Genomic DNA, 22,824 nt, shown 5'->3' on the forward strand with positions numbered 1-22,824 from the left:
CCCGGCCGGTCGGCTAACAGGACACTTTCGAGGGAGCGACGTCCGCCGCCGTCACGACCACGGACTCTCCCCCGGCCGCTTTCTTCAAGCGTTTTTTCGCAACCTGCACGAGGCGAGCCTGATCCTTCGCCTTCGGACAATTCCCATGGCAGGCCTTCTTGTCTTTGACCTCCTGCTCGGACTTGTTCATGCTCTTCTTCATATATTCCATGTTGGCGGTCTTCAGGCACTCCGTGGCGGCGGCCTGCACGGCTGGCGGAATTTTTGGGTCATCCAGGTTCTTGACCGTGCTGTTCACACAGGTGTCTGTAAAATCACCGAGCTTGCCGGCCGAATTGTTGCTCAGCCAGTTGCGGGCATCCGCCGACTTGAAGTTGTGCGGGGTTTTGCGTTTCTTGCCGAGTATCTTTTTGGTCGGCACGCCGGCTGCCTTGGCCTTTGCACCTTCGCCGGCCAGCCATTTCGCCTTCATGCAGATGCAGGGCGCTTCCTTGTCGTCATAGGCCTTGCAGCAATCCAGCGTCAGGTCGCGAACGCCTTCGGCGGTGAAGAACTGGACCTCGACTGTGTGCTCCTTCTCGTAGCCGTCCGGGCATTCCAGCTCCTTGTAAGGCTTGATTTCGAGGTCGGAGCATTTGAACGTCGCCACCGTGGCCGTGGCGACCTTGGGCATTGGCGGTCCGCCGGCGGTAGGGGAGGCATGATCGTTCGACGAAATGTCGCTGAAACGGCTGATCGGCTCACCATCCATTTTGACGTTGCCCGACCAAGCATGGGCGTATTCCTTGCCCGTGTTCACGGAGGTGATGATGTTCTTCTTGGGCGCACAGCCGGCCTCGTTGCCGGTGCATTTGGTGTAATAGGATTTGTCCTTCTGAGTGACCGTCTTGCCGCCGATCTTGACAGTGCCGGTGCCGCTGTCGGTGTCGCTGTCCATCCCAAAGGTCGGATAGGGAACCGGAACGCCGGGTGGGGTTGCTGGCGTTTGCGGCGGCGTGAAGCAGACGTAGGGAAAAGCCGCAATAACCTGGTTCGCTTGCGCTTTGCACGCAACCTCGAGCCCATTGGCATACACCGTCATGCCGTTCTCCCGTAAGCGAACACCGCGGCGCCGCAGGCACCGGCATCGGACGACGCCTCGATGAGAACCGGATTGCCGGCGGCATATCCTTTGCCGGCCGCAGTCCACGCCATGCCGACCATTGTCGGAACAGCTGCGGCCCCGATGTTGCCCAGCGACTCCGCCGGTGACCACAGGGCCTGGAACTCGTGGCGCCCACGCAAGAGGCGGATCGAGGCCAGCGCGGTCTGCTTGAACCAATACTGCTCGCCGATCAGGTCGGCGATGCGATAGCCGAGCCGGTTCATCTCGATCCCGGTCTCATGGAATGCCGCATCGTAGGCGGCTGTCATACCATCGGCGCGCAACGGCAAATCCTGTCCGTTGTAGATCGAAGCCGCCTCGCGCGAAAGACCGAGCCCGAAGAGCCTGAAACCACCATTGCGCGGGCGGGTGCACAGAACTGCCGCTGCAGCTTCGCCTGGAATGAAGCCGTTCGAATTGTCTGCCGTCAGCAGGCGGCCCTTGCTGAGATAGTGGGAAATCGTTGGTGCCGTTAGATAGCTGTCGACACCCGCGATCATGACATAGGGAGCTTCGCCCGATGCAATCAGTCTGCGCGCCTGATTGAACGCGACGTGTCCGGACGGACGGCCAAAAGCCACGATGCGAGAGCGCAGATGCGGTTCTATTTCAACGATCTCGCTGATCCGGCGCAGCAGTGCAAGATTGTCCCGCACCGGCCGGCCGGGCCGATCTTCTTCCGCAAGGCAAAGGATCAGCGCCGTCTGCCCTCGCGCTTGCGGGTGATTGTCGTAAGCCTCCGCTATGGCCCCGGCCGCCAGGTGGGCCATTCGTTTCTCGCCGATCCAGTTGCGTGGCAGCGGCACGGGTGCACCCGTAAGCCATCCCGCGGGTGAGCCCGTGAAACGCGTTTCCTGGAAGCCATCGAGCCGGGCGCGCATCGCCGCGCAGGCGGAGGGTGCGTCGAGGCCAACGGCCGTCACCATGCCAACCGAAACGATCTCGATCGGGGAGGTCATGCGTCTTCCTCTTCCGGCGCGGTGCCGTTGGCACGGATATAGGTACGACCTGTCGCGCGCGCCCTCAGCATGGCCGGCGTTGGCGGCCCGACCCAACCTTCCGTGAAGTCGAGGATGGTTCGCTCGATCCTCTGCGACACGCGCCAGACTAGTGAGAACCGTCGGTTCTCGGGGTCGAACAGGATTGTATCCGGATGGATTTCGCCCTCGAATGACTTGGCACGGCCTTTGAACAGGGTGATAGACAGCGCGGTTTTCGGCAGCCGAAAACTCTCTCGGCCTTGCGGCGTCAAGTTCACCAGTTGCACTTCCTCGCCACCTCTCGGCAGATCGATCTGCTGGTCGGACGGCGCCATCTGGAAATAGCGCTCGTCGAAGTCCGGCGGCAGGAACGGAAAGATGTTCTTGGTCCAGTTGTCGTCGTAGGTGCCGCCATATTCGATGCGGCCCGGCCAGCCGCGGCCCATCGGCCCGAAACTCATCGGCTTGTAGTCGCCGAATGGCGAGCGGATCTCTTCACCGACGGCTTGCGTGTTCGGTAGCCGCAGGCCGGGGATGAGGCGCTGGTTCTTGGTCCGGGACCAGCCGGTTCCAACCGGGTTGTATTTGTAGCTGGCGGGGAGCTTGTCCTCCGGATCCAGCCTGTCGACACCACCCCAGGCGACGTCATAGGAGATGGGCAGTTTCAGGAAGGGCTGTGGCGATGTGGCGGTAAAAACCGGGCCGATGGAGCGCCATTCGCGGTGGCCGACGACCTCGAACAGTTTCGACCAATTGCCGACCTTGATGCCGACCGGCACGCGCTCGGCCGGGCGCCCGCCCGGCGCGTAGGCGCAACCATTGGCGATCACGTCGCAGCGCTGTTTGCGGAAGGCGAAGTCGGTCTCCCACAGCGTGGCCGAGTAGCCAGGCGCGCCGGTTTGTGTGTCGGCCATCACCAGCGGGGCCTGCTCCGCCGATTTTTGCACCAGTCCGCCCGGCGTGGCGGGGAAATCGAACGTGCCTTTGACGACCACGACGATCCACTCATGCCCGGCCTTGTCCATGCCCATGGTGAATTGGTGTGCATAGCCCGTCTGGTTCCAGATTTGCATCAGCTGGTCTCCCAACTGGCAGCGAGGATCTGCTCCAGAGTCATTTGCGGCGACTGCGGATCGATGTCGAAAATGTCCGAACGGGCCGTCCACATCACCATGCCGCTGATGACCTCTTCACCCGGCTCGACAGGCGGCGCCGGCAGTCCGGCCAGCGCGACATCCAGCTCGTCGGGCGTCAGCTCGCCGTTTTGAGCTGCGATGGCCGCTTCTTCGATCTGGGAAAACCACGCCTCGGCGTCAGCGAGCTGAATTGGAGCTTCGACCAACTGCGCGACGACGCTCAAAGGGAATTTCCTGCCGACCCTGTCGGCGCTTTTCACAATGATGCCCGCCGATGAGCCGAAGGAGGCCGGGCCAGCCAGAAAGCGCAGCGCGGTTGTGCTTGGCCAAATTTCCGAGCCAAACAGCGGGACGAGATGCTGCGCCAGCCAGCGGTCCCAGCCGCGAACAAAGTCGCCCGACAGCCGCCGCGTCACGAAATCGCCGGTGGCGGGCATTTTGCCGTAAAAGCCGGGCAAGGTCATATCTGCGGTGGACATGAAAATTTCTTGAACATTTGCAGATTGTAGGGATTTTCGACGCTGGCGGCCTTGAGTTCGAAATCGGCCCACATTCCCTTCGTTCCCAGGCGCAGGCTGTAGACATCGGACAGTGACGTGCCGGCGAAACGGCCGTTGCGCAGCATCCTCAGCCACGCCCAGCTGCCGGTTTCGTTGAGCATGATCTCGGGCGATCCGTCGATCGGCTGGAAGGCGAGCGAGATGACCCCGGTGCCGTCCTTGCCGGGCCACGTCATCGGTTGTGGCCGCGTCGCATTGTTGAAATAGACGAGGGTCTGGCCATCGAGATTGAGCGTCACGCGCGTGACGTTGGGAGACAGGTCTTTCGGTTCGAGCGTGAAGCTCATCACCGGCCCGGTGCCACCCGGAAAGAGATCGTCGCGGATATGCCTGGCCTGCTCGAACGCCGCCAGCGCCGAAGGATCGAGGCCGAAATCGGCGCGCCATTTCCACGGCTGGCTGGTGGTGTCGACATAGTTGATCAGGTGGTCGTTGATGAAACCGTCGATCAGTCCGGCCGGCCCGAACAGGCGGGCGAAATCACGCACATTGACGTCCACCGCGCTGTCGGGGCTGAACGGATAGCGGTCGTTGAGCGCCGCCTGGCAGAAAGGCAATATGTCCGCCCGCCAGATGGCGTTGAGCTCCGAAGTGACCGCTTTCTGCGTCAAATTACTGGTGTCACCGGCAATGCCTCCCAGCCAGGCGTTGATGGGGTCGGGCAGGATCTGTGCTTGCCTGGCGACCGCGCCCGTCAGCTCGGCAAGGCCGCCCTGCTTCTTGATGGCATCTTGCGGATTGGGGTTCGCGGTGACCGTCTGCAGGACGTTCGACAGCGCGGTCAGCGCGACAACGGCGGCGTCCAGCGCCGGCGGCTGGCCGTCGACCTCGGCAATGGTGCTCTTCAGCGGCTTGAAATGTTCGGCCACCAGATTGCCGGTCAGATCCACCTCGCTGGCTGACCCGGCGCGGGGAAGCAGCTTCGCACCTGATGTCGCCAGCTTGCCGAGCTTGCCAAGCTTGCCGAGCAGTTTCGAGGCGCCCTTGGCCGCTGCCTTGTTGTCGGCGGATGCGTCGTCGGAGCGCGTCAGTTCGGTCTCCTGGACGACCGCCGTCAGCAGCCGCTTCAGCGCTGAATCGGCACTCGACAGATCCTTCAGATTTTCGCTGGCGACATTGAGATCGGTCAATGGCGCGAGCCGCATGTCGCGCAGGAAGCTGTCCCATTGCGCGATGTAGTCGTCATAGTAGAGCTTCAGAATATCCTCGGACAACGCCGAGACCGAGGTCTCGGAATTCTCCGAGCAGCCGCCGGCGAAAACCGCACGATCGAGTGCCGCCTGGGCGGCGACATCGTCGATGCGGTCGAGAATGGCGTCGTGGAAACCGGCATAGGTGAAGGTGCCGGAAATCCCGACGCGAAGCGTCTTGTCGGAACGCCGCGCAAACACCTTGCCGCCATTGGGGCCGGCGAAATTGGCCGGGATCCACTCCTTGAGCCCGGACACAGCCGGATCGGCCAGCAACTGCTTGTAGGCGCGCGCCGGCAACGAGATCGTGCACACCGTTTTCAGCGCTTCGGCGACCAGCGCCTGGTCGGGTGCGACATAGCTTTCGTCGACCGCCATGCGGCGGATGGCGGCAAGCTGATGCTCTTCGGCATCGGCGGTTGGAAATGGTGCCGCGGCCGCGAATTCCGGCAGGCTGTTCACCCACCAATTCTCAGCGAAATCGGGGTCCATCTGCGATAGCCCCGTCATCATGCGATAGGTCTTCAGCGCGCCGAGCATGAAATCCGGATCGCGGATCTGCCGCCACATGGTCGCCTCGAGCAGCGCCACCATTCGCGGCTCGAGCACGTTGCGCAGGGCGTGGTCGTAAGTGTCGGTCTGAGCCCGCACCAGTTCCGCCGAGGCCGATGGCCCCAGCAGATCCTGGGGCGCGCCCGGTGGTGCCGTCCGGGCGCTTGTGACCGCGTCCATCGCTTCGAGCGCTCCGTCCATGGCTGGCTGCTGCACCGATGCCGGGCTTGCTGCAGTTGCGGTCAGCGGCGTTTGCAGTGCCTCGAACTGGCTTGCCTGGGCCGTGATCGCGTTGCGGTTGTCGAAATAGGACCAGGTGAACAGCCCTCCGGCCAGCAAGGCCGCCGCGGCACATGCGGCCGCCGCGCCGCGCCACATCCAGGCGCGACGGCGTTGCGCCAGCGGGTCGAACGTGCCGAGGCCGGCTTCCCTGAATATGACGTCGGTGAGCAGGTTCTTCAGGAAGAAGCTACGTTTCTCGACCCTCGGCGCGGGCAGGGCCCGCCGTGGCGGCAGGCCGAAGGACGATGACAGCGCCGCGGTCAGCCGATCGATGGGCGCGCCTTCCTGCGTTGCCGATGTGAAATAGAGGCCGCGCAGCCAGGCGGCCTCTTCATACCGGCTTTCGCCGAACAGCGTCTCGACCAGCACCTGGATCGGTTCGGACAGGCTGGAGAGCTGAGCGGGAAACCGGAAGATCTCGGCGCGGGCGGCCAGCTTGTCTTCGTCTTCCAGGCGCGGTACCAGCCGCCGCTCGAGTTCCGTCGCCAGCGTTGAAATTTCGCGTTCGATGGTCTTGGCATCGACACGCGCATCCAGCGCGAAGGTCGTTCCCCAGACCTGTTCGCGCGAGGCGGTGGACAGGCCGCCGAAGAAAGCCTCGAAACCCCTGATCAGGTCGGCCTTGGTCAGCATCAAATAGACCGGAAGGCGGATTTCGAGCCGGTCGTTGAGTTCGGCCAGCCGGCGGCGGATCTTGCGGCCGTGTGCCTTGATGGCTTCGTCGCCCTCCGAAAGTACGTCGATCGAAAGCGCGACGATCACGCCGTTGAGCGCGCGGCGGCCGCGATGTTTCTTAAGAAGGTCGAGGAAGCCCAGCCATTCCGCCGCGTCGACATCGGGTTGGCTCTCCTGCTGGACATAGCGGCCGGCGGTGTCGATCAGAACCGCGTTCTCGGAAAAGAACCAGTCGCAGTTGCGCGTGCCGCCGACCCCTTGCAGATCGTCGGTGAGGTCGATCGGAAGATTCAGTCCGGACTGCCGCAAGGCCGTGGTCTTGCCGGTGGCCGGCGGCCCGACGATCACGTACCATGGCATCTCGCGCAGGAACTTGCGTCCGCCGAGCTTGCGGCGCTTCAGTTCGGCCATCACCTCGGCGAATTTGGCACCCACGGCGGCGACGTTCTCTTCGCCGGGGCTGAGCGGCTTTTCCGCCACGGGTGCTGCGATCTCGGCGACGAACATGCGGTTGGCGCGGATCGCCCGGCGCTGGGCGACGATCAGCCAGACCAGCCAGAAGATGACCAGCAGCGCGATGATGACGATGCGCACATTTTCGGAAGCGAAGGGTTCGTATGGACCGACCCTGACGATCGGACCGAACACCCAGATGACCAGGGAAAGCAGCGTGATGCCGATCAGCGTCCACAGCCAGCGCGACGTCAGGACCGCCCAGAGGAAGCGCAGGATGAACATCTCACAGCCTCTTTTCGACGAGCACCTCGACGCGGCGGTTCAAGGCTCGCCCCTCGCGCGTGCTGTCGCTGGCAACCGGGTCCGTGGCGGCGCGGCCCTCGGAATGAACGCGGTCCTGAGGCACCCCGTTTTGGACCAGCATGTCGGCGATCGTCTGGGCACGCGCCTCCGACAGGCGCTGGTTGGTCGACAGCGGATTGGTCTTTTGCAAGGGTACGCCGTCCGTATGACCGATCACCGTGATGTTCCCGATCAACTCCTGATTGGCGAGGATCACCTTGGCGATCGAACCGATCAGCGGCTCGAAGCCCTCGCTCAGTTGCGGCCGCGACGACTGGAACAGTTCGGGGTTGGAGGCCTGGATGATCAGCTTGGCCAGCGAAACGCTCTCGGTGCCGCTGAGGGCGGATTTGAGGTCGGCAGGCGCTCCGGCCTGGAATTCCGGCAACAGGGCAAAATCCACTTTCTCCGGCGGCGGGGCGTCGATCTTGGGCGAGGTCCGGGTGATGCTCCCCCGTTCAGGCGGCGGCAATGCGCGCACAAGGGATGATAGTCCGACCGCCTGGCTGCTCAGTCCCATCGACAGCCCGATATGGATGGCCGTGGCGACGACCGCCGCGCCGACCGCCATGACCCAGATCGGTACGATGAAGCGTTGCGGCTCGTCGGGTGCGATCACGCCCTTCCAGTTTGGCGACAGCGGCGCGCCTTCGGCGTCGGCGTCGCGCAGAAAGCGTGCCGCCGCCACGCGAACCGCATTGAGCGAGCGGTCGCCTGAGCGGCCGGGCACGCGATATTTGCCGCGAAAGCCGAGCGCCATGCAATTATACTGCAGCTCCAGCAATTCGCGGTCACGGTTGGGGTGGCGCTCGAGTTCGTCGAGACGCGTGAAGAACTGCGTGCCGGCATCGACGTCGCCGCGCAGCATGACCACGAGCGGCTGCCTCGGCCAGGCGCTGGCGCCGCCCCATGGCGTGTTCAAAGCGAGATCGTCGAGCAACGCCGCCACCACCCAGGCCGCCTGGTCGGCCCGCTCCAGCGAGGACCCCGCCGCCATTGCCATGTCGCGTGCCCGAACCAGTTCTTCGAGCAATCGGGTGCGCAACGCCTCCGGGTTCTCCGGCGCCAGCGCACTTTCAAGCTCGGGCGCGAATTCGAGCAAGGGCGCGAATGCGTTGACGAGCGCGTTCGGGTGGGTTCGAGACCGCTTGACCGCCGCGCCCGGCAATAGCGGCGCCATCGGCCGCGGCATCGGCGCGCCGGTCAGCCTTATGCGGGTGCGTTCGCGATCCTCCGACAGTCCGAAAGGATCATCGCGGCTCATCATCTCACCTGTTCACCGAATAGCAGTCCACCTGCGGTTCGCTCGGCAACACGCCCGAAACGCCGATGACGAAGCCGGGGGCATCGAGCAGCGACGCCCAGTGCTCGCTTTTCTGGTCCAGCTCAAGGCATAGCCGATCGCCGTCGTAAGGGATCTCGCGCGGCTGGGAATGAAGCGGTTTCAGCGGAATGCCGGGCAAACGCGATTTCCACAGCCCCTCGAACTGGTCGGCCGAGCCGACAGTCGCCTGGTTGACGAATATCTTGCGCAGCGCGTCTTCCGACAGTTCCGAACCAACCCGGATGACGATGCGGCTGGCGACCAGCAGCTTCGGGTTGTCGATGCGAATTTTCCAGACATTGGTCGAATGCCGCATGACCGGCAGCGCCCGCGATTTCGGCTCGATGTAGCGCAGGCTGAGGATGAGCGAGCGCAGCGCATCCGCCAGCGCCATGTAGGCTGGGCCTGGGGCCATGTGATCATACGCGGGCAACTCACCCAGCCGCCGCGCGCTCGAGCCATAGGTCGCCATCGAACCGGCTAGCCCGGCAAGTTCCAGGTAGAGCTCGGCCGGATGGAAGACGTCCTGCGCCAGCATGTGGACTAGCCGCGGCCGTGCGGCATTGGCGAGGTTGAGCATCAGCAGGTCTTCGACGCTGCGCCCCGGTCCGCCCATCACCATCTTGCCATGCGCCTCGGCGATCTGGTCTAGTCCCGTGACGACTTCCTGCAGCAATTGCCGATACCAGGCGACCGCGCCTGTCACCAGCGTCGGCGGCAGGAAGGTCTCGTCCAGCGAGACGCCGCCATCGGCTCGAACCCCCTTGAGGTCGGCGATCGGCAAGGCGGTGTAGCCGCCAACCGATTTGCCGGGTGCCAGCAGCAGCGCCTGCGGACGGGCGATTTCGATTTCTTCAGGATCCGAACCGCCCTGGACGGCGTCGCGGACCGAAACGATCCGCCCATGGTAGCGCGCGCCCGAGGCGGCGGCGTGTGCGGGATCGAAACCGATACCGCCGGGCGGCTCGAGCGGCAAAGCGACCAGCACCGATCCGGCGCCTGTGTCCGGAGTGACCGGCAACGGTCGCGGTGCGTCCATCATCTCTGGAATGGCGAAGGGTGTCCCATCCGGGAAGATGCCGCGAGCCGACAGGATGGCGACCTGGCCGGCATCGAGCAACGCCTGGTCCAGCGTCAGTTGTTGAAAGCCGAACGTATGCAACTGTCCGGCTTGCAACGCGCCGCGCACCGTCGCCTCGAAAAAGCGATCCTGCTGCTGGAAATGCTGGGTCCGCAGGAAAAGCCCTTCGGACCACAGCACCCTATTTGCATCGCTCATGCCGCTACTCTCCGCATCGAGCTTCCCCTTGCCCTGGCCGCTAGGCGGAAATACCGCCGCTGCCAAGTGTGACATTGATCGTGAATTTTGATCCCGACGACACCGACTTGGTCGTGCGCCAGTTTCTGCCGGTCGGCTCACGGATCAGCGCAACGAAGCCCAGCGCCGCCGCGTCCGGTTCGACGGTGATGGTCTTGGACGCCGATTTCCCCGGCCCGACGGCGATCTGGTCGGATCCGATGAGATCGCCTGCCAGCGCCGAGCCGGCATCGCCCTGCAGGGCAAAGTAGTCGGCGGAATTGAATTTGCCGGTGCTGCGGAGCCGCATGACGAGAACTGTCACCGGCCGGTCGCCGCCGCCTGGTCCCGGGTTCATGCCGGCCCCGCCGGACACGTTGACGGTGATCACCGAAGGTTTCGGCGGACCGCTCTGGCAAGCCGCAAGCAGTCCAGTCGCGCCAAGGGTAACAACGAATTGACGTCGATCGATCATGTCTCACTCCTCCTCATATGCATCCCGAAAATCAGCGCCGATTTCGCCAAGGAAGCTTTTCTCGGCGCTCTCGGCGATTTCACGATGGCGTTTCTGGTAAAGCTCCCACAGCTTGGCGCTGCGCCCGCCCGCAAGCAGGTTGCCGAGCGCCGAATTCGACTTCAGCTCCTGCTCGATCGCCGCCGGCTCAAAACGGTCGACCATACGTCGCAAAGCGGCCTGCACGCCGCGCCAGGCGCGCACGTGGTGTTGCGCGAGATCGCGAACCGCGTCGGCGATTGCCGCTTCGCCGGCGAGAAATCCGGGGCTGCGCTCGGCGATAAGCGTGACGATGGCGTCGTCGACTGTCGGCAGGAACTTGAGCGGATTGACTTCGGATGCCCCGACCATGGTCTGGGCGACGCGGGCGTTGCCCTTTTCCTCGGCCCGCTTGCGAAGAAGCTGCATCAGGCCTTCCATCATCAGCCGGTATTCGCGGCCGAACTTCTCCATTTCCGTCACGCTGTCGCGTCCGGGGAAATCGGCTTCCTCGACACCCATGCCGCGCAGAAATGCGGAGCGAAGCGCCGTGTCCCCCAGTTGCGCCGCTGCCGGCAGGCGGGCAGGTTTTGCGGCAGCGCCCGTCCGCGCTGGGGCGTCTGCTGCCTGCACAGGCAGATCCCAGGGATTGGCGGATTGCGGCCGTGAGGCGATGCGCTCACGCTGTCCGTTCGAGCCGACGCCGTTTGCCGAACTTGGAGCGGCCGCTGGTCCGAAACCAAAGTCATCATTGAATTCGAACGGCTTTCCGGCGGCGGCTTCAGTTGGGCGGTTAAGAGAAGGCACCGGATCGATGCTGAACGGATCCGCGAAGCTTGCCGCACTGCCGGTTTCGGGATGAGGATCAACGCCCGTCGACCCAGGCGTCGAAACCGGATCGAGGCTGAACGGGTCATCGAAAGCAGGCGAGCTGCGCTGACTGGAAGCGGCACGCTCGAATGCGCCAGCAACCGGCTGCTCGAACGGGTTGGGCAGATCGGCCGGTCGTGGCCGTCGCGGCTCTTCCTCGACCTTGGCGGAAAAGAAGTCGTCACCGCCGATGCTTATGGGCCCCCGCGATGCCTGCGGCAGGCGTTCGGGAACCGGCTGGCTGGCTGCTGCCGGTGCCTGGGCGGTTGGCGTCTGCAGGTCGACATGGACGACATAGTCGCCAAGCCTCAACCGCATGCCGCTTTGAAGGCGCGTCGACTGACCGGCACCGAGCGGGCTGTCGGAGTCGTTTATGTACAGTCCGCTGCTCGACGTGTCGGTGACGAAATAGCCGTCTCGCCCGCCCGTGATCCTGCAATGGGCGCGGGAAACGAACATGTCGGGATCGTTGATCTGCCAGCCTGCGTCGGCGCTGCGGCCGATCACCAGTTCGCCTTCGTCCAGCCGGGTCTGCCGTACCGCCTGGGTGCGTGGCCCTTGCTCCAGCGTCAGCAGCAGGCTCATGCCGCGACCCCCGCCATTTCCGGCCGCCATCCGACAATTGTCCGCAGCCGCAGATCGTCAGCATCGCCCCTTTCGGCGGGGCGCGCAAGCCAGGCGGTCCGGCCGAGCTGGACCGCGCCGATACGCGGCGGCGGCACGGCTTCGCGCGCCAGCACGATGCGCAGGTCGACATCGAGCGTCTCCCCGACCATGTCGCGAACGGCCTGCTTGAACAGTTTGTGGCGCGAGCCTCCCGGCAGGAACGCCTTGAACTCGTCGAAGCCGAGAGGGCCGACGCGCAGTTCGATCCTGCTTTGGCGGTTGAAAACGCGCGGGCCGATCGTCGCTCCCCGGCCAAGCCCCGCATAGGCTTTCGCGAGGCGCGTCTGCAGCCCGGTCGGAATGGTTATCCAGGCGGCGATGAATTCCTTGATTTGAACCGGCACCCTGAAGGCTTCCGCTAGGAACAACGTCAGCCGTTCCGGACCATCGATCTGACTGGCGAGCGAAGCGGCTTGCCGAAGCTTGACGGTGTCGAGATCAGGGTTCTGGGTTCCGGGAAGCCCGATCCCCGCCATCGCTTCAAGCATGGCGCGAACGCGGCCGCCGACCGCGCGCTCGACCTGGACCGCCGGATGCGCATCCGCCCAGGCGCGGTAGTAGAGGGCGATCATGCGGTGCTGAAGGATGTTGACGAAGTCCACGAAGGTCGTGTCGCTGGTCTGCTGTGAATCGGCGCCGCCGAACCAGCGCTGCGACAGGCGGTCGAGCACCCAGCGCGTCAGATGCAGCGGCATTGGGCCCTCAGGTCCCAACAGACCGAGATTTGCAACCGTGACCCGGGCCGGTGCCTTGTCGCTGGCCTCGCGAAATTGCACCAGGTCCCGCGCGGAAAAGGCCAACCGCACATGCTGGCCGAGCCTTGCCGGCTCGCGGTCGGGGCGTCCGGAATGGCCGAACAGGCCGCTCCGCTGCTCGAGACGGCGCAGCAGTTCAAAAAAGTCGAATCCTTCAGACAGACCTTCGGCCCGGTCCGGGCCGGCCTTGTCTAGATCAGGCGTCTTGTCTAGATCAGGCGTCTTGTCTAGATCAGGTAGCGATTGCCGGGCGTCATCGGCCATGGCACATCCTCCTGCTTCTGCAGCAGCCGCGTGCGGGTTCGCACGAAGCCGTTTATTCCGGCATGACGGGCAAACAGCCGCGCCAGCAAGGCCGACAGCAGCAAGGTGCTTTGCCCGGCCAGCACCGACTGATCGACATGCAGCGTCACTTCAGTGCCACGTCCGAAGCACATCGGCCCGTCGATCTGCAGTCGCTCGATGACCGACCGCGAGTCGATGCGCACGATCGAATGCACGTTGCGGGCAAGGCTTGGATCGCCCCGATCGGCATAAAGATCGAGCAGCGCATGCAGCGGATCAACGCCCCGGCCATCCTTGGCAAGGCTCAAGAAATTGAGCGCCAGCTGCGCCACCAGTCGCCAGGCAAGATCGTCGGCTCGGGATTCACCATCGGCTCCGGCGGGCAGTGCCGCGGGGATGGCCGGCTGCGGTGGACGCAACGCGCCGAGCAGTCGGACGGATTCGACCGGATCACCGGCCTCCAGCGTCAAGGTCGGATTGTCGTCGAGGATCGGCAGGTCGCGGTTGGTGCAAAGCGCCATGATGTCGAGACGCTTCAACGGCCGGTTCGCGGGGTTTCCAAGCGGCCGCGATACGGCCAGGAAAACGTCGTCCCCGGTGTATGATGTGCGGGTCAGGCCGTCACGCCGTTCATCCTCCGTTGCCCGGCGTGGGCGCCGCTCCGTCGAATATACCCAGCCACTGCCGCGGTTCTGCCCGAGGCTGAACAGCTCCGGTATCTCGGCGTCGCTGCCTTCATTGTCGGCATCCTCGACGCGCAGGACCCGATAGATCTCAAAGTCGCGCGCCCGCGTGCGGTCGGCGTGCAGCACCTGCCGCGTCTTGCGCTGATCGAGCTCGACGACGTTGCACTCACGCTCGAACAGATTGATGATCGGCGTCGCGAAAAGCTCGAAATCCGCCGGCGTCAGGTCGGCGAGTTCAGGCACCCGGCGGCGGAACAGGAAGATGATCTCCAGTCCGGCCTCGCATTTGCGCACCACCTGTTGCAGTCCCATGACCCGCGCATAGTGAAAGCGCTCCGGCATGATGAAGTATTCGCGCAGCAGGCGGTAACCTTCGAATGTCGGGCGGGTGCGCGGCATCAAGGCCTCGTCGTCGCTAATGCCGACCATTTCGGGTGCCGGCAAGGGCGACAGCCGGTTGGTCTTGCCTTCCGGTCGTGCGCCAATGGCCACGCAAGAGCCGAAAATGGCGTCGAACAGAAGTGGCGCCTTGGTGCGTCCAGCAAAATAGAGGTCGAGCCGGTCGAGCGCCAATTCGTCGAGTTTGCCTTTTCCGGTCCGCGTCAGCGCGAGGCGCAGCGCCGCCTCGCCGGCGATGCCGTCGATCGGTCCGATGCCGGCCGCCGCCAGCGCGCTGCGATCCTGAAAATAGCTGACCGAAGTGATCGCTATCGGCCATAAGGTCATGTCCTGTGCGGTCGAGAACGTGCAGCGCGTTGACAGGCCGGGTTGCAGGCTGGAGACCAGCCGCGTGTTGCGCTTGACGACGTGGCCGGTCGGCATGGTCTGCACCTGCTGTCCGGGTTTCAGCACCGCCATTGCCGTTGCCGGCGCCGGCGTGACGAGATCGGGATAGAGGACATCGAGCACGCTGCGCGAAAATCGCGAGCGCTCGGCGTCGACCTTTAGTCGGGTACGCGCGGCGAGGAAGGCGACACCGTCCAGCAGCCGTTCGACATAAGGATCCGGGCAGGGCACCGTATCGAGGGAGAGGTTGCGCGCCACCGCCGGATGCATGTCGGCGAATTCCGCCGCAAGGCCGCGGATATGGGTCAGTTCCTCCTCGTAATATTCGACGAAGACCCGGTCCATCTCAGGCGTCCCTAATTTCGGTCCGCGCCAAGCCGTTGTCGAGATTGATCGTGGTGCGCAGGCGCATGCGTTCCGGTGTGGGCGTCATGATCAGCACGGCGTCTATCTCGATCTTCAGGCCCACGGTCTTGTCGCCCAGGGTGACGCTAACTTTCGTCGCGCTTTCCTTGAGCCGGGGCTCGAAGGTGGCGAGCACCGAGCGGATTTCGCGCGCCAGCACGTCACGGTCGAAGTCGCGGGACGACCTACCCGAGAAGGAAGGCACGCCGTAATTGACCACGCTTCGACGCACCTCCGGAAAATCGGCGAGCGACGGCGGATTGTCCGCCATCTGCTCGTTTTCCAGGTCGGAAAGCAGCGGCGTGGCCTCGAAGCGCTCGGTGTTGAACAGCGCCTCGATGTCGCGCCGCACTGCTTCCCGGAGCACGCGGGCCGACACCACCACGCCACGGCTTTCGATCTCGACGCGGTGCTGGGTCTGGAAGGCCAGGCGATGCAGACGCCGTTTCTGATCGGGCGTCAGCTCCGCATCGGCATCGATGGTCCGCGCATTGCCGGCGACGAGGGTTTCGAGACGGTCCGCGCCAAGTTCGTCCAGCAGGACATGGCGCAGCCCCTCTATCTCCGAGGTCAGGCCCGGCAGGTCATTGACGAGACGATCCCAAAGCGACGGCTGGACGGCCTCGCTTTTCGCCCGCAAGCCACCGGCGATCTGTTGCTTGCCCGCGCCGGGCCGCCCAATCTCACTTGCCGACATAGACATCCATTTCGGCTTCATCATTGCCGTCATAGACGAATTTTATCTTTTTGTAGGCGAAGCTGACCTCTTCCTGGATCAGATCGGCCTCGTCCTCGGCCTGCGACATGTCATATTCCATGATCGAGGCGTCGGTGAGCGTGACGACCAGGTAATCCTTGGTCTCGCCATCGATGGTCCGGCGAGCCGAGAACACCACTTCATCCAAGGCCTTGTTCTCGAACAAAGCCTTTTTCAGGTAGGGCGAGGATTTGTCGTAGTGTTTGATGAACTTGATCATGCCCATGGAGACGCGGCCACGGCGTGACAGCGAATTCGGATCATAAGGTGCGACCATCTTGTAGTCGACGCCATGGATTTCGATCTCGTCATCGTGGCCGTCGCGGGTGCTGGGCCCTTTGATGTCGGGAACCTTCAGAAAACCATCAATCTTGACTGGCATTGTCTTTCTCCACCGCTTTCAAACAAAACAAGGTCTGGTTGCTGCAAATCAGGTCTTCACGGACGGCAGTTCCGAGACCAGCCGCAGCGAGGCGTTGATCCCTTCCAATTGGTAATGCGGGCGCAGGTAGAAGCGGGCGTTGTAGTAGCCCGGCCGGCCTTCCACGCTGTCGACCTGGACTTCGGCCGCGGCAAGCGGGCGCTTGGCGCGCGCCTTGTCGTCGGCGAAGGCCGGGTTGGCCAGCACATAGCGGTTGATCCACTCGGTCAGCCAGATCTGCATGTCGGAGCGCTCCTTGAACGAGCCGACCTTGTCGCGCGCAATGGCCTTGAGGTAGTGCGCAAAGCGCGACACCGGGAAGAGATAGGGCAGGTTGGCACTCAGCCTTTCGTTCGACTGCGCGTCGGGGTCGACCAGCCGGCCTGCGCGCGTTTCGTCGTCCTGCAGCGAATGGGCGCCGATGAAGGCCGCCAGATCGGTGTTCTTCCGGTGCAGGATCGGCATCAGGCCGAGCTTAGCCAGTTCGGCCTCGCGGCGATCGTCGATGGCGACTTCGGTCGGGCATTTCATCGCGATCGAGCCATCATCGGTCGGGAAGCTGTGGACCGGCAAATTGAGCACGGTGCCACCATTCTCGACGCCGCGGATCTGCGTGCCCCAGCCGAACAGCTTGTGGCTGCGGTTGATGTTGACGCCCATCGGAAAGGCGGCATTCATCCAGACATATTTGTTGTGATCGCCCTCCACCTCTTCCTCGAAAGTGAAGCCCTTCACCGGAACGGTGTCGGTGCCATAGGGCAGCCGCGCCAGGACGCGCGGCATGGTCAGACCGATATAGCGGGCGTCCTCGCTCTCGCGCAGCGACTGCCATGAGGCATAGGCCGGGTTGGAGACGATCTGCTGCAGGTCTTGCGGGTTGGGCAATTCCTGCCAGCTGTCCATGCGGAACAGGCGCGGCGAGGCCGCTGCGATAAACGGCGTGTGCGCTGAGGCGCAGATGCCGGAGATGTTGCGCAGCAGACCGACATCGCGCGGGTGGTTGGAGAATTCGTAGGCGCCGATCACACAGCCGATCGGCTCGCCGCCCAGCATCGAATACTCATCCGTATAGACTTTCTTGAAGATCGGGCTCTGGTCCCACATCTGGCCTTCATAGTCTTCGAGCGTGTCGGCCAGCTGCTCCTTGGAGATGTTCATCACCCGGATCTTCAGCTTCTGATCCGTCTCGGTGTTGTTGACGAGGTACCAGAGGCCGCGCCATGTGCCTTCCATCTCACGCACTTCCGGCGCGTGCAGGATCTCGTTGACCTGCGTCGTCAGCATCTTGTCGATGCCCGCGATCAGCGACTTGATTGACTTGATCGCATTGGATGAGATGCTCGTGGTATCGGAACGCGATTGCGCCGCGAGCGCGAGATTTCGCACGAGTTGCTGCAGCTTCTCGCTGTCGTCCTTCTTGACCTTGAAGTCCTTCTCGAGGAGCCCGCTGAATTCGTCGAGGTTAATGGCTTCGGCCTCGGCGGCGACGGCGGCGGTCTTTTGCTGTTCGGCCATGGTTTACTCCCCTGCCTTGTCGTCGTCGGCCAGTGCCTGGCTGGCGATTTTGCCAAGCAGCGGCTCGTTGTTCAGAAGCTGCGCGATGCGTTTTTCGGCGTCGACGCGGCCGTCCATGAAGCCAAGCAGTTCCTCGAGCTGGCGGCGCATCTTGAGGATCTCGGCCAGTTGCGGCACCTGCTCGGCAACCCTGTCGGGCGCGAAATCGCCCATCTTGGTGAAGGTCAGATCGAGCGCCAGTTCCTCGTCGCGCTCCTGGCCTTCGGCTTGCGGCAGCGTGTTCTTCACCCGGGCTTTGACGCGCGGCCCGAGCGCCTCCATGAATTTGGGGAAGCGGTTGGCGTCGGTCTCGACGAAGGATCGGTCCAGCACCGATTTTGACGCTTCCTTGGTTTGCGAAGCGCCGGAAAGGTCGGCCATCACGGCCATGACAAACGGCAATTCGATCGTCGTCGGGCTACCGTAGGTTTCCACGTCGTAGGCGATCTGCACCCGCGGCGCGCGATTTCGTTCGATGACCTTCGCTTTGCTTTCGGCTGGCATGTGCTGTTACCTTTCATCTTTCTGAGCCGCCTTCTTGACATCGGGAACGCCGGCAAGGAGCCGGAATTCCTTCAGCCCAGACGGGGCGAGATCTTCCATCAGTTCAACGAAATCCATATGCACCATGCGGCGCACGCGCCGCGCCAGATGCGGTATAGGGCTCGACGGTTCGGTGCGGTCATAGAAGGCGACGACCAGATCGAGGCACTTCACCACGTCGTCGCGCGAGGAGATCCGGTCGGGAAGCCCTGTGCTCGAGTCCGTGTAGCTTGCCGCACTTGCCATAGTCTCGGCTCCATGACCGTTTCGAGCACGCGTCGCTGGTTCTGCCGGAATGGGCGGCTTGGCCGCGCCATTCGCCACCGCACCCGCTGCCGAATTCCGTTCGAGGGTCGTCAGCAAACGCTGCAGAAACCGCTTTAAGTCCGGAACCGGAGCGCCGCTGCCTTCGAGGCGGGCGTTGAGGGCGGTTTCGACCGCGTCAAGGGCCGCGATCGCCGCCCGGGCGGCGGCGACGAGCGAGATCATCTCCGCACCGGCCTGGTCAATCTGTGCAGCACATCCGGCGCGTACCCGGTTCAACAATTGTCCGTGCGCACTGGCCAGCGCGGCCTTTTCCGCCGTGTTTAAGCCCGAGGCGGCTTCCTGGAGCATGACACGGTCGTCGAGCGCGCTTTGTTCCAGGTCGCGTCCGCTGATCGACCCGATCGAGCGCGGCGTAAAGAAAATCATCTGGCGCAGGTTCGCTAACAACCCGTCCTGGCCATTCTGCAGGTCGAGCAGCGCGTTGATGCGGCGCAAGGCGGCATCGCGGGGCGAAGCGTTTGGCCGCAGTGCCGGATGCATGGTTTCCCAATGCTGATCGAAGGTCTGGGCGATGAGCGTCAGACCCTGCGCGAGTCCGGCCAGGCCGCCTTCATTGGCTAGCGCACGTGTGACGATGACGAGCAGTCGCAGGTCCCGGCCATGCGCGCGTAAGTCCGCCGCCTTAGCCAGCACCGCGGACCAGTCGACCGGAATCGTGCTTTGCGACGTGGGCTTGTTGTTGCCGTCGTGGACGACCTTGACCTCGGGCTCGGTCAGGCGCTCTAGCTCATGAAAAGCCGGGTCGTTGCGCAAATCCTCCCCTGACGGATTTTCACCGTCGATAGGATTCAGCCAGAGTGCGAGATCAATCACCCTTACCCCCAGCAAGCGGCCCTGAGATCGCCATGTTACGCTACGTTATCACACGGTCTTACTCTATCACAATTGAGCACCTGGCTCAAAACTAACGGAAGGTGAACCCGAACGTTCTTCTCCGCCTGCACCCATGGCGCGGTTGCCGGACCCGCAATGTGAAATGCGTCGCATAGCCCGGGTGGCAATCCGGTGTTTGTTGCACCGGTATGCAAGACTTTTGTAACCGGGAGGTGCCGCCGGCACATATCCAAGCGCCTTATCCGTCACACGCTTTGTCAAGTGGCGCCTTATATGGCAGGGTATGGCCGCAGATCTTGAGAACAGGTTCGATGGAACAGCGCCGGTCATCGCAGAGCTTCAAGCGCAAGGAACTGGTCGGCAAGCTGGATTCTCTCTGTCAGCGAGCCTTCAAGGCGGCAGCCGATGCGGCCAAGCTGCGCGGCAATCCCTATGTTGAGCTCGTTCATTTCATCGAACAGCTGGTGCTGTCCGAACGCTCGGACGTGCAGATGATAATCGCCGACGCCGGGGTGGATGCCAGCCGCATAACGGCCGACCTGACCCGCGCAGTCGACAAGCTGCCCTATGGCGCGACATCGATCGAGGAATTCTCAGACCATATCTTTCATGCCATTCAGGAAGGTTGGAACCTCGCGACGCTGGAATTCAGCGTCGAGGAGGTGCGCAGCGCTCATGTCCTGCTTGCCTGCCTGAAGACGCCAGTGCTGGAAGGCCTGGTGTCCAAGATCAGCGCCGAGTTTGACAAGATCGATGCCGATGGCGTGGTTTCCCGCTTCGCCGACGTCACCGAAGGTTCGCTTGAATCCGGTGCCCCGCCGGCCGCTCCCGCCACTGAGACGCCGATGAAGCGCGGTCCGGGCCGGGATTCCGCGCTGGCCAAATACGCCACCGACCTGACCCAACGCGCCCGCGACGGCAAGATCGATCCGGTCGTCGGCCGCGATCCGGAGATCCGGCAAATCGTCGATATCCTGATGCGACGCCGGCAGAACAACCCGATCCTGACCGGTGAGGCCGGGGTTGGCAAGACCGCGGTCGTCGAGGGCTTTGCCTTGCGTATTGCAGCGGACGACGTGCCGCCCACACTGCAAGGCGTCAGTGTGCGCATGCTCGATGTCGGATTGATGCAGGCGGGTGCAAGCGTGAAGGGCGAGTTCGAAAAGCGGCTGAAGGCCGTCATCGATGAGGTACAGTCTTCCGAAACCCCGGTCATCCTGTTCATCGATGAGGCCCACACCTTGATCGGCGCAGGCGGCGCTGCTGGAACCGGCGACGCGGCCAATCTCTTGAAGCCTGCGCTGGCGCGCGGCGAACTGCGTACGATCGCCGCAACGACCTGGGCTGAATACAAGCAGCACATCGAGAAAGACCCAGCCCTGACCCGCCGTTTCCAGGTGGTCAAGATCGACGAGCCTTCGGAGGCGGTGGCCGTTCTCATGTTGCGCGGCGTCGCCGGCGTTCTGGAGCAGCACCACAAGGTGCAGATACTGGATGAGGCGGTCGAGGCGGCGGTCGGCTTGTCGCATCGCTACATCCCGGCGCGCCAACTGCCCGACAAGGCGGTGAGCCTTCTCGACACCGCTTGCGCCCGTGTCGCCATTTCGCAGCACGCCACGCCGGCCGAGGTCGAGGACATCATGCGCCGCCGCCAGGCGCTGGAGGTCGAGCGCGGCATCATCGGCCGCGAGGCCGCGATCGGCATTGAGGTGACCGATCGGCAGGCGCGCGTCGAGACCGGGCTTGCCGAAAGCGCGGTCACTCTGGCTGCGGCGCAGCAACGTTGGGATCGTGAAAAGGCACTGGTTGCCGAGATCCTCGAATTGCGCGCCAGGCTGCGCGGCGAGGGCGTGCCGCTCGATGCGGCGACGGCTGCGGAGGCCGATACCGAAACGGCAGCGGCGGACGCAGAAAAGACCAAGGTACCCAAGGCCGAGCCACCCAAGGCCGAGCCACCCAAGACTGAGCCACCCAAGACTGAGCCCAAGCCCGAAACCACGAAGACCAAGGCGGCCAAAGCCAAGGTCGAGGTGCCAGTGGTTGCCGGTCCTGCGCCGTCGGATCCGGCGGCCGACCTGGCGCGTCTGCGCGAACTCATGCGTGAGCTTGCCGCCGCTCAGGGCGAGACACCGCTGATACTGCCGTCCGTCGATCGTAATGCGGTGGCGGCCGTGGTCCAGGACTGGACTGGTATCCCGACGGGACGGATGCTGTCCAGCCAGACCGAAAAGGCGCTCAAGCTCGCCACCACGCTTTCGGAGCGGGTCGTCGGCCAGGATCACGCCATGGAGATGATCGCCAAACGCGTGCAGACCAGCCGCGCCGGGCTCGGCGCGCCGGAAAAGCCGGTCGGCGTCTTCCTGCTCTGCGGCCCCTCGGGCGTCGGCAAGACCGAGACCGCGCTGGCNTCTATGGCGGCGAGCAGAACCTGATCTCGATCAACATGTCCGAGTTCCAGGAGGCGCATACCGTCTCGACGCTCAAAGGCGCGCCGCCCGGCTATGTCGGTTACGGCAAGGGCGGCATCCTGACCGAGGCCGTGCGCAGAAAACCCTATTCGGTGATCCTTCTCGACGAGGTCGAGAAGGCGCATCCCGACGTGCACGAAATCTTCTTCCAGGTTTTCGACAAGGGGATGATGGATGACAGCGAGGGCCGGCGGATCGATTTCAAGAACACGCTGATCCTGCTCACCTCGAATGTCGGCTCCGAAGTCATCATGGATCGGACAAGGAATGGCACACTACGGGCCGGGCTTGACGACCTGGACATCGCCTTGCGCGGTCCGCTGTTGAAAGTCTTCCCTGCAGCCTTCCTCGGCCGGGTGGTGACCATTCCTTATTACCCGCTCTCGGATTCGATGATCGAATCGATCACCCGTCACCAGTTCGCCAAGATCGCTCGCCGGCTGCGGGCAACCAACGACGCGGAATTGGTGATCGGCGATGGTGTCATGGATTTGGTCAAGGCCCGTTGCACCGAGATCGAATCCGGCGGGCGGATGATCGATGCCATCCTGACCAACACGCTGCTGCCGGAATTGAGCCGCAACGTGCTGAACCGCTCGCTCGATGGCGAAAAAATGACAAAGGTAACCGTCGGCGCCTCCAAGGAGGGCTTCACCTATTCCTTCGAGTAAGGAATGTTGATGACGATTTGTTTCGGCTTCTTCGTGCGTAGGCAAGCTGAGCCGACTAGCCCGGGAGCGGCCGGTGGCGGTGAATTCGTACGACGCAATCGGTTAGAGAATGACGGTATCCTTACCTGCCACGACACCTGATCCGCGCGTGGCTTTGGTTACGCTCGCTCTCAAATCGTCGGCCGCGGCCCGGACCGAGCAGCCCCGACTCGTCAGCTGTAGAAATCCTGGTACCACTCGACGAACCGCCCTACCCCCTCGGTGACGGAGGTGCGGGGGCGATAGCCGACGGCCGCCTGCAGCGCCGAAGTGTCGGCGAAGGTGTCGGGCACGTCGCCGGCCTGCAGCGGCAGCAGCTCGATCAC

The 22,824-nt window shown here is 63.6% G+C and carries 16 protein-coding genes and 2 pseudogenes; 1 reads left to right on the forward strand and 17 read right to left on the reverse strand.

Going from position 1 to position 22,824, the window contains the following annotated elements; genetic code table 11:
- Positions 1-13: 13 nt before the first annotated feature.
- From X742_RS1000000172560 to tssA, 16 genes are read right to left on the reverse strand one after another with little or no spacing between them, the layout of a single operon-like run.
- Positions 14-1,081, reverse strand: coding sequence for a PAAR-like domain-containing protein (locus X742_RS1000000172560; RefSeq protein ID WP_023772861.1), 1,068 nt, complete (start codon positions 1,079-1,081; stop codon positions 14-16).
- A complete protein-coding gene (locus X742_RS152570; RefSeq protein ID WP_023772862.1) occupies positions 1,078-2,103 on the reverse strand; it encodes a beta-ketoacyl synthase N-terminal-like domain-containing protein in 1,026 nt (341 codons plus the stop codon). Before X742_RS152570 ends, X742_RS1000000172560 begins: the two co-directional genes overlap by 4 nt.
- Positions 2,100-3,197 carry a DUF2169 domain-containing protein gene (locus X742_RS152565; protein ID WP_023772863.1) on the reverse strand — a complete coding sequence of 366 codons (1,098 nt, stop codon included), beginning with the start codon at positions 3,195-3,197 and terminating at the stop codon, positions 2,100-2,102. The genes X742_RS152570 and X742_RS152565 overlap by 4 nt, the downstream gene beginning before the upstream one ends.
- On the reverse strand, positions 3,197-3,724 hold the full coding sequence (tagF, locus tag X742_RS152560; RefSeq protein WP_032924851.1) for a type VI secretion system-associated protein TagF: 528 nt from the start codon (positions 3,722-3,724) through the stop codon (positions 3,197-3,199). Before tagF ends, X742_RS152565 begins: the two co-directional genes overlap by 1 nt.
- A complete protein-coding gene (tssM, locus tag X742_RS152555; protein ID WP_023772865.1) occupies positions 3,721-7,257 on the reverse strand; it encodes a type VI secretion system membrane subunit TssM in 3,537 nt (1,178 codons plus the stop codon). Before tssM ends, tagF begins: the two co-directional genes overlap by 4 nt.
- 1 nt (position 7,258) lies before the next feature.
- Positions 7,259-8,581: a type IVB secretion system protein IcmH/DotU gene (gene icmH / locus X742_RS152550; protein ID WP_023772866.1), complete on the reverse strand. Its 1,323-nt coding sequence runs from the start codon at positions 8,579-8,581 to the stop codon at positions 7,259-7,261.
- A 4-nt stretch (positions 8,582-8,585) separates the two neighbouring features.
- Positions 8,586-9,920: a type VI secretion system baseplate subunit TssK gene (gene tssK / locus X742_RS152545; protein ID WP_023772867.1), complete on the reverse strand. Its 1,335-nt coding sequence runs from the start codon at positions 9,918-9,920 to the stop codon at positions 8,586-8,588.
- A gap of 40 nt (positions 9,921-9,960) precedes the next feature.
- On the reverse strand, positions 9,961-10,413 hold the full coding sequence (gene tssJ / locus X742_RS152540; protein WP_023772868.1) for a type VI secretion system lipoprotein TssJ: 453 nt from the start codon (positions 10,411-10,413) through the stop codon (positions 9,961-9,963).
- Positions 10,414-10,416: 3 nt separating this feature from the next.
- Positions 10,417-11,886, reverse strand: coding sequence for a type VI secretion system-associated FHA domain protein TagH (gene tagH, locus X742_RS152535; protein ID WP_023772869.1), 1,470 nt, complete (start codon positions 11,884-11,886; stop codon positions 10,417-10,419).
- On the reverse strand, positions 11,883-12,986 hold the full coding sequence (gene tssG, locus X742_RS152530) for a type VI secretion system baseplate subunit TssG (protein WP_023772870.1): 1,104 nt from the start codon (positions 12,984-12,986) through the stop codon (positions 11,883-11,885). Before tssG ends, tagH begins: the two co-directional genes overlap by 4 nt.
- On the reverse strand, positions 12,950-14,824 hold the full coding sequence (tssF, locus tag X742_RS152525) for a type VI secretion system baseplate subunit TssF (RefSeq protein ID WP_023772871.1): 1,875 nt from the start codon (positions 14,822-14,824) through the stop codon (positions 12,950-12,952). The genes tssG and tssF overlap by 37 nt, the downstream gene beginning before the upstream one ends.
- Before the next feature lies 1 nt (position 14,825).
- On the reverse strand, positions 14,826-15,581 hold the full coding sequence (gene tssE / locus X742_RS152520; RefSeq protein ID WP_023772872.1) for a type VI secretion system baseplate subunit TssE: 756 nt from the start codon (positions 15,579-15,581) through the stop codon (positions 14,826-14,828).
- Positions 15,568-16,023, reverse strand: coding sequence for an Hcp family type VI secretion system effector (locus tag X742_RS152515; protein ID WP_023767750.1), 456 nt, complete (start codon positions 16,021-16,023; stop codon positions 15,568-15,570). The genes tssE and X742_RS152515 overlap by 14 nt, the downstream gene beginning before the upstream one ends.
- Positions 16,024-16,071: 48 nt before the next feature.
- Complete coding sequence (tssC, locus tag X742_RS152510) at positions 16,072-17,577, reverse strand: type VI secretion system contractile sheath large subunit (protein ID WP_023772873.1); 1,506 nt, start codon at positions 17,575-17,577, stop codon at positions 16,072-16,074.
- A 3-nt stretch (positions 17,578-17,580) separates the two neighbouring features.
- The gene (gene tssB, locus X742_RS152505; RefSeq protein WP_023772874.1) at positions 17,581-18,120 is read right to left on the reverse strand and encodes a type VI secretion system contractile sheath small subunit; all 540 of its coding nucleotides are present in this window, start codon (positions 18,118-18,120) and stop codon (positions 17,581-17,583) included.
- 6 nt (positions 18,121-18,126) lie between these two features.
- On the reverse strand, positions 18,127-19,299 hold the full coding sequence (tssA, locus tag X742_RS152500; RefSeq protein ID WP_023772875.1) for a type VI secretion system protein TssA: 1,173 nt from the start codon (positions 19,297-19,299) through the stop codon (positions 18,127-18,129).
- A 332-nt stretch (positions 19,300-19,631) separates the two neighbouring features.
- Here tssA and tssH point away from each other — a divergent pair.
- Positions 19,632-22,459, forward strand: a pseudogene (tssH, locus tag X742_RS01000000170210) (type VI secretion system ATPase TssH).
- 212 nt (positions 22,460-22,671) lie between these two features.
- Here tssH and X742_RS1000000175765 read toward each other — a convergent pair.
- Positions 22,672-22,824, reverse strand: a pseudogene (locus tag X742_RS1000000175765) (capsular biosynthesis protein CpsI); the annotation flags it as partial.

It is taken from the genome of Mesorhizobium sp. LNHC229A00, from assembly GCF_000502415.1.
Lineage (GTDB): Bacteria > Pseudomonadota > Alphaproteobacteria > Rhizobiales > Rhizobiaceae > Mesorhizobium.

What these genes read in the sequence shown, in the direction of transcription:
- X742_RS1000000172560 (WP_023772861.1), bottom strand. Translation starts at nt 1,081, where the DNA reads ATGACGGTGTATGCCAATGGGCTCGAGGTTGCGTGCAAAGCGCAAGCG.
- tssC (WP_023772873.1), bottom strand. Translation starts at nt 17,577, where the DNA reads ATGGCCGAACAGCAAAAGACCGCCGCCGTCGCCGCCGAGGCCGAAGCC.
- tssF (WP_023772871.1), bottom strand. Translation starts at nt 14,824, where the DNA reads ATGGACCGGGTCTTCGTCGAATATTACGAGGAGGAACTGACCCATATC.
- tssG (WP_023772870.1), bottom strand. Translation starts at nt 12,986, where the DNA reads ATGGCCGATGACGCCCGGCAATCGCTACCTGATCTAGACAAGACGCCT.
- tssE (WP_023772872.1), bottom strand. Translation starts at nt 15,581, where the DNA reads ATGTCGGCAAGTGAGATTGGGCGGCCCGGCGCGGGCAAGCAACAGATC.
- X742_RS152515 (WP_023767750.1), bottom strand. Translation starts at nt 16,023, where the DNA reads ATGCCAGTCAAGATTGATGGTTTTCTGAAGGTTCCCGACATCAAAGGG.
- tagF (WP_032924851.1), bottom strand. Translation starts at nt 3,724, where the DNA reads ATGACCTTGCCCGGCTTTTACGGCAAAATGCCCGCCACCGGCGATTTC.
- tssJ (WP_023772868.1), bottom strand. Translation starts at nt 10,413, where the DNA reads ATGATCGATCGACGTCAATTCGTTGTTACCCTTGGCGCGACTGGACTG.
- tagH (WP_023772869.1), bottom strand. Translation starts at nt 11,886, where the DNA reads ATGAGCCTGCTGCTGACGCTGGAGCAAGGGCCACGCACCCAGGCGGTA.
- X742_RS152565 (WP_023772863.1), bottom strand. Translation starts at nt 3,197, where the DNA reads ATGCAAATCTGGAACCAGACGGGCTATGCACACCAATTCACCATGGGC.
- icmH (WP_023772866.1), bottom strand. Translation starts at nt 8,581, where the DNA reads ATGAGCCGCGATGATCCTTTCGGACTGTCGGAGGATCGCGAACGCACC.
- X742_RS152570 (WP_023772862.1), bottom strand. Translation starts at nt 2,103, where the DNA reads ATGACCTCCCCGATCGAGATCGTTTCGGTTGGCATGGTGACGGCCGTT.
- tssM (WP_023772865.1), bottom strand. Translation starts at nt 7,257, where the DNA reads ATGTTCATCCTGCGCTTCCTCTGGGCGGTCCTGACGTCGCGCTGGCTG.
- tssK (WP_023772867.1), bottom strand. Translation starts at nt 9,920, where the DNA reads ATGAGCGATGCAAATAGGGTGCTGTGGTCCGAAGGGCTTTTCCTGCGG.
- tssB (WP_023772874.1), bottom strand. Translation starts at nt 18,120, where the DNA reads ATGCCAGCCGAAAGCAAAGCGAAGGTCATCGAACGAAATCGCGCGCCG.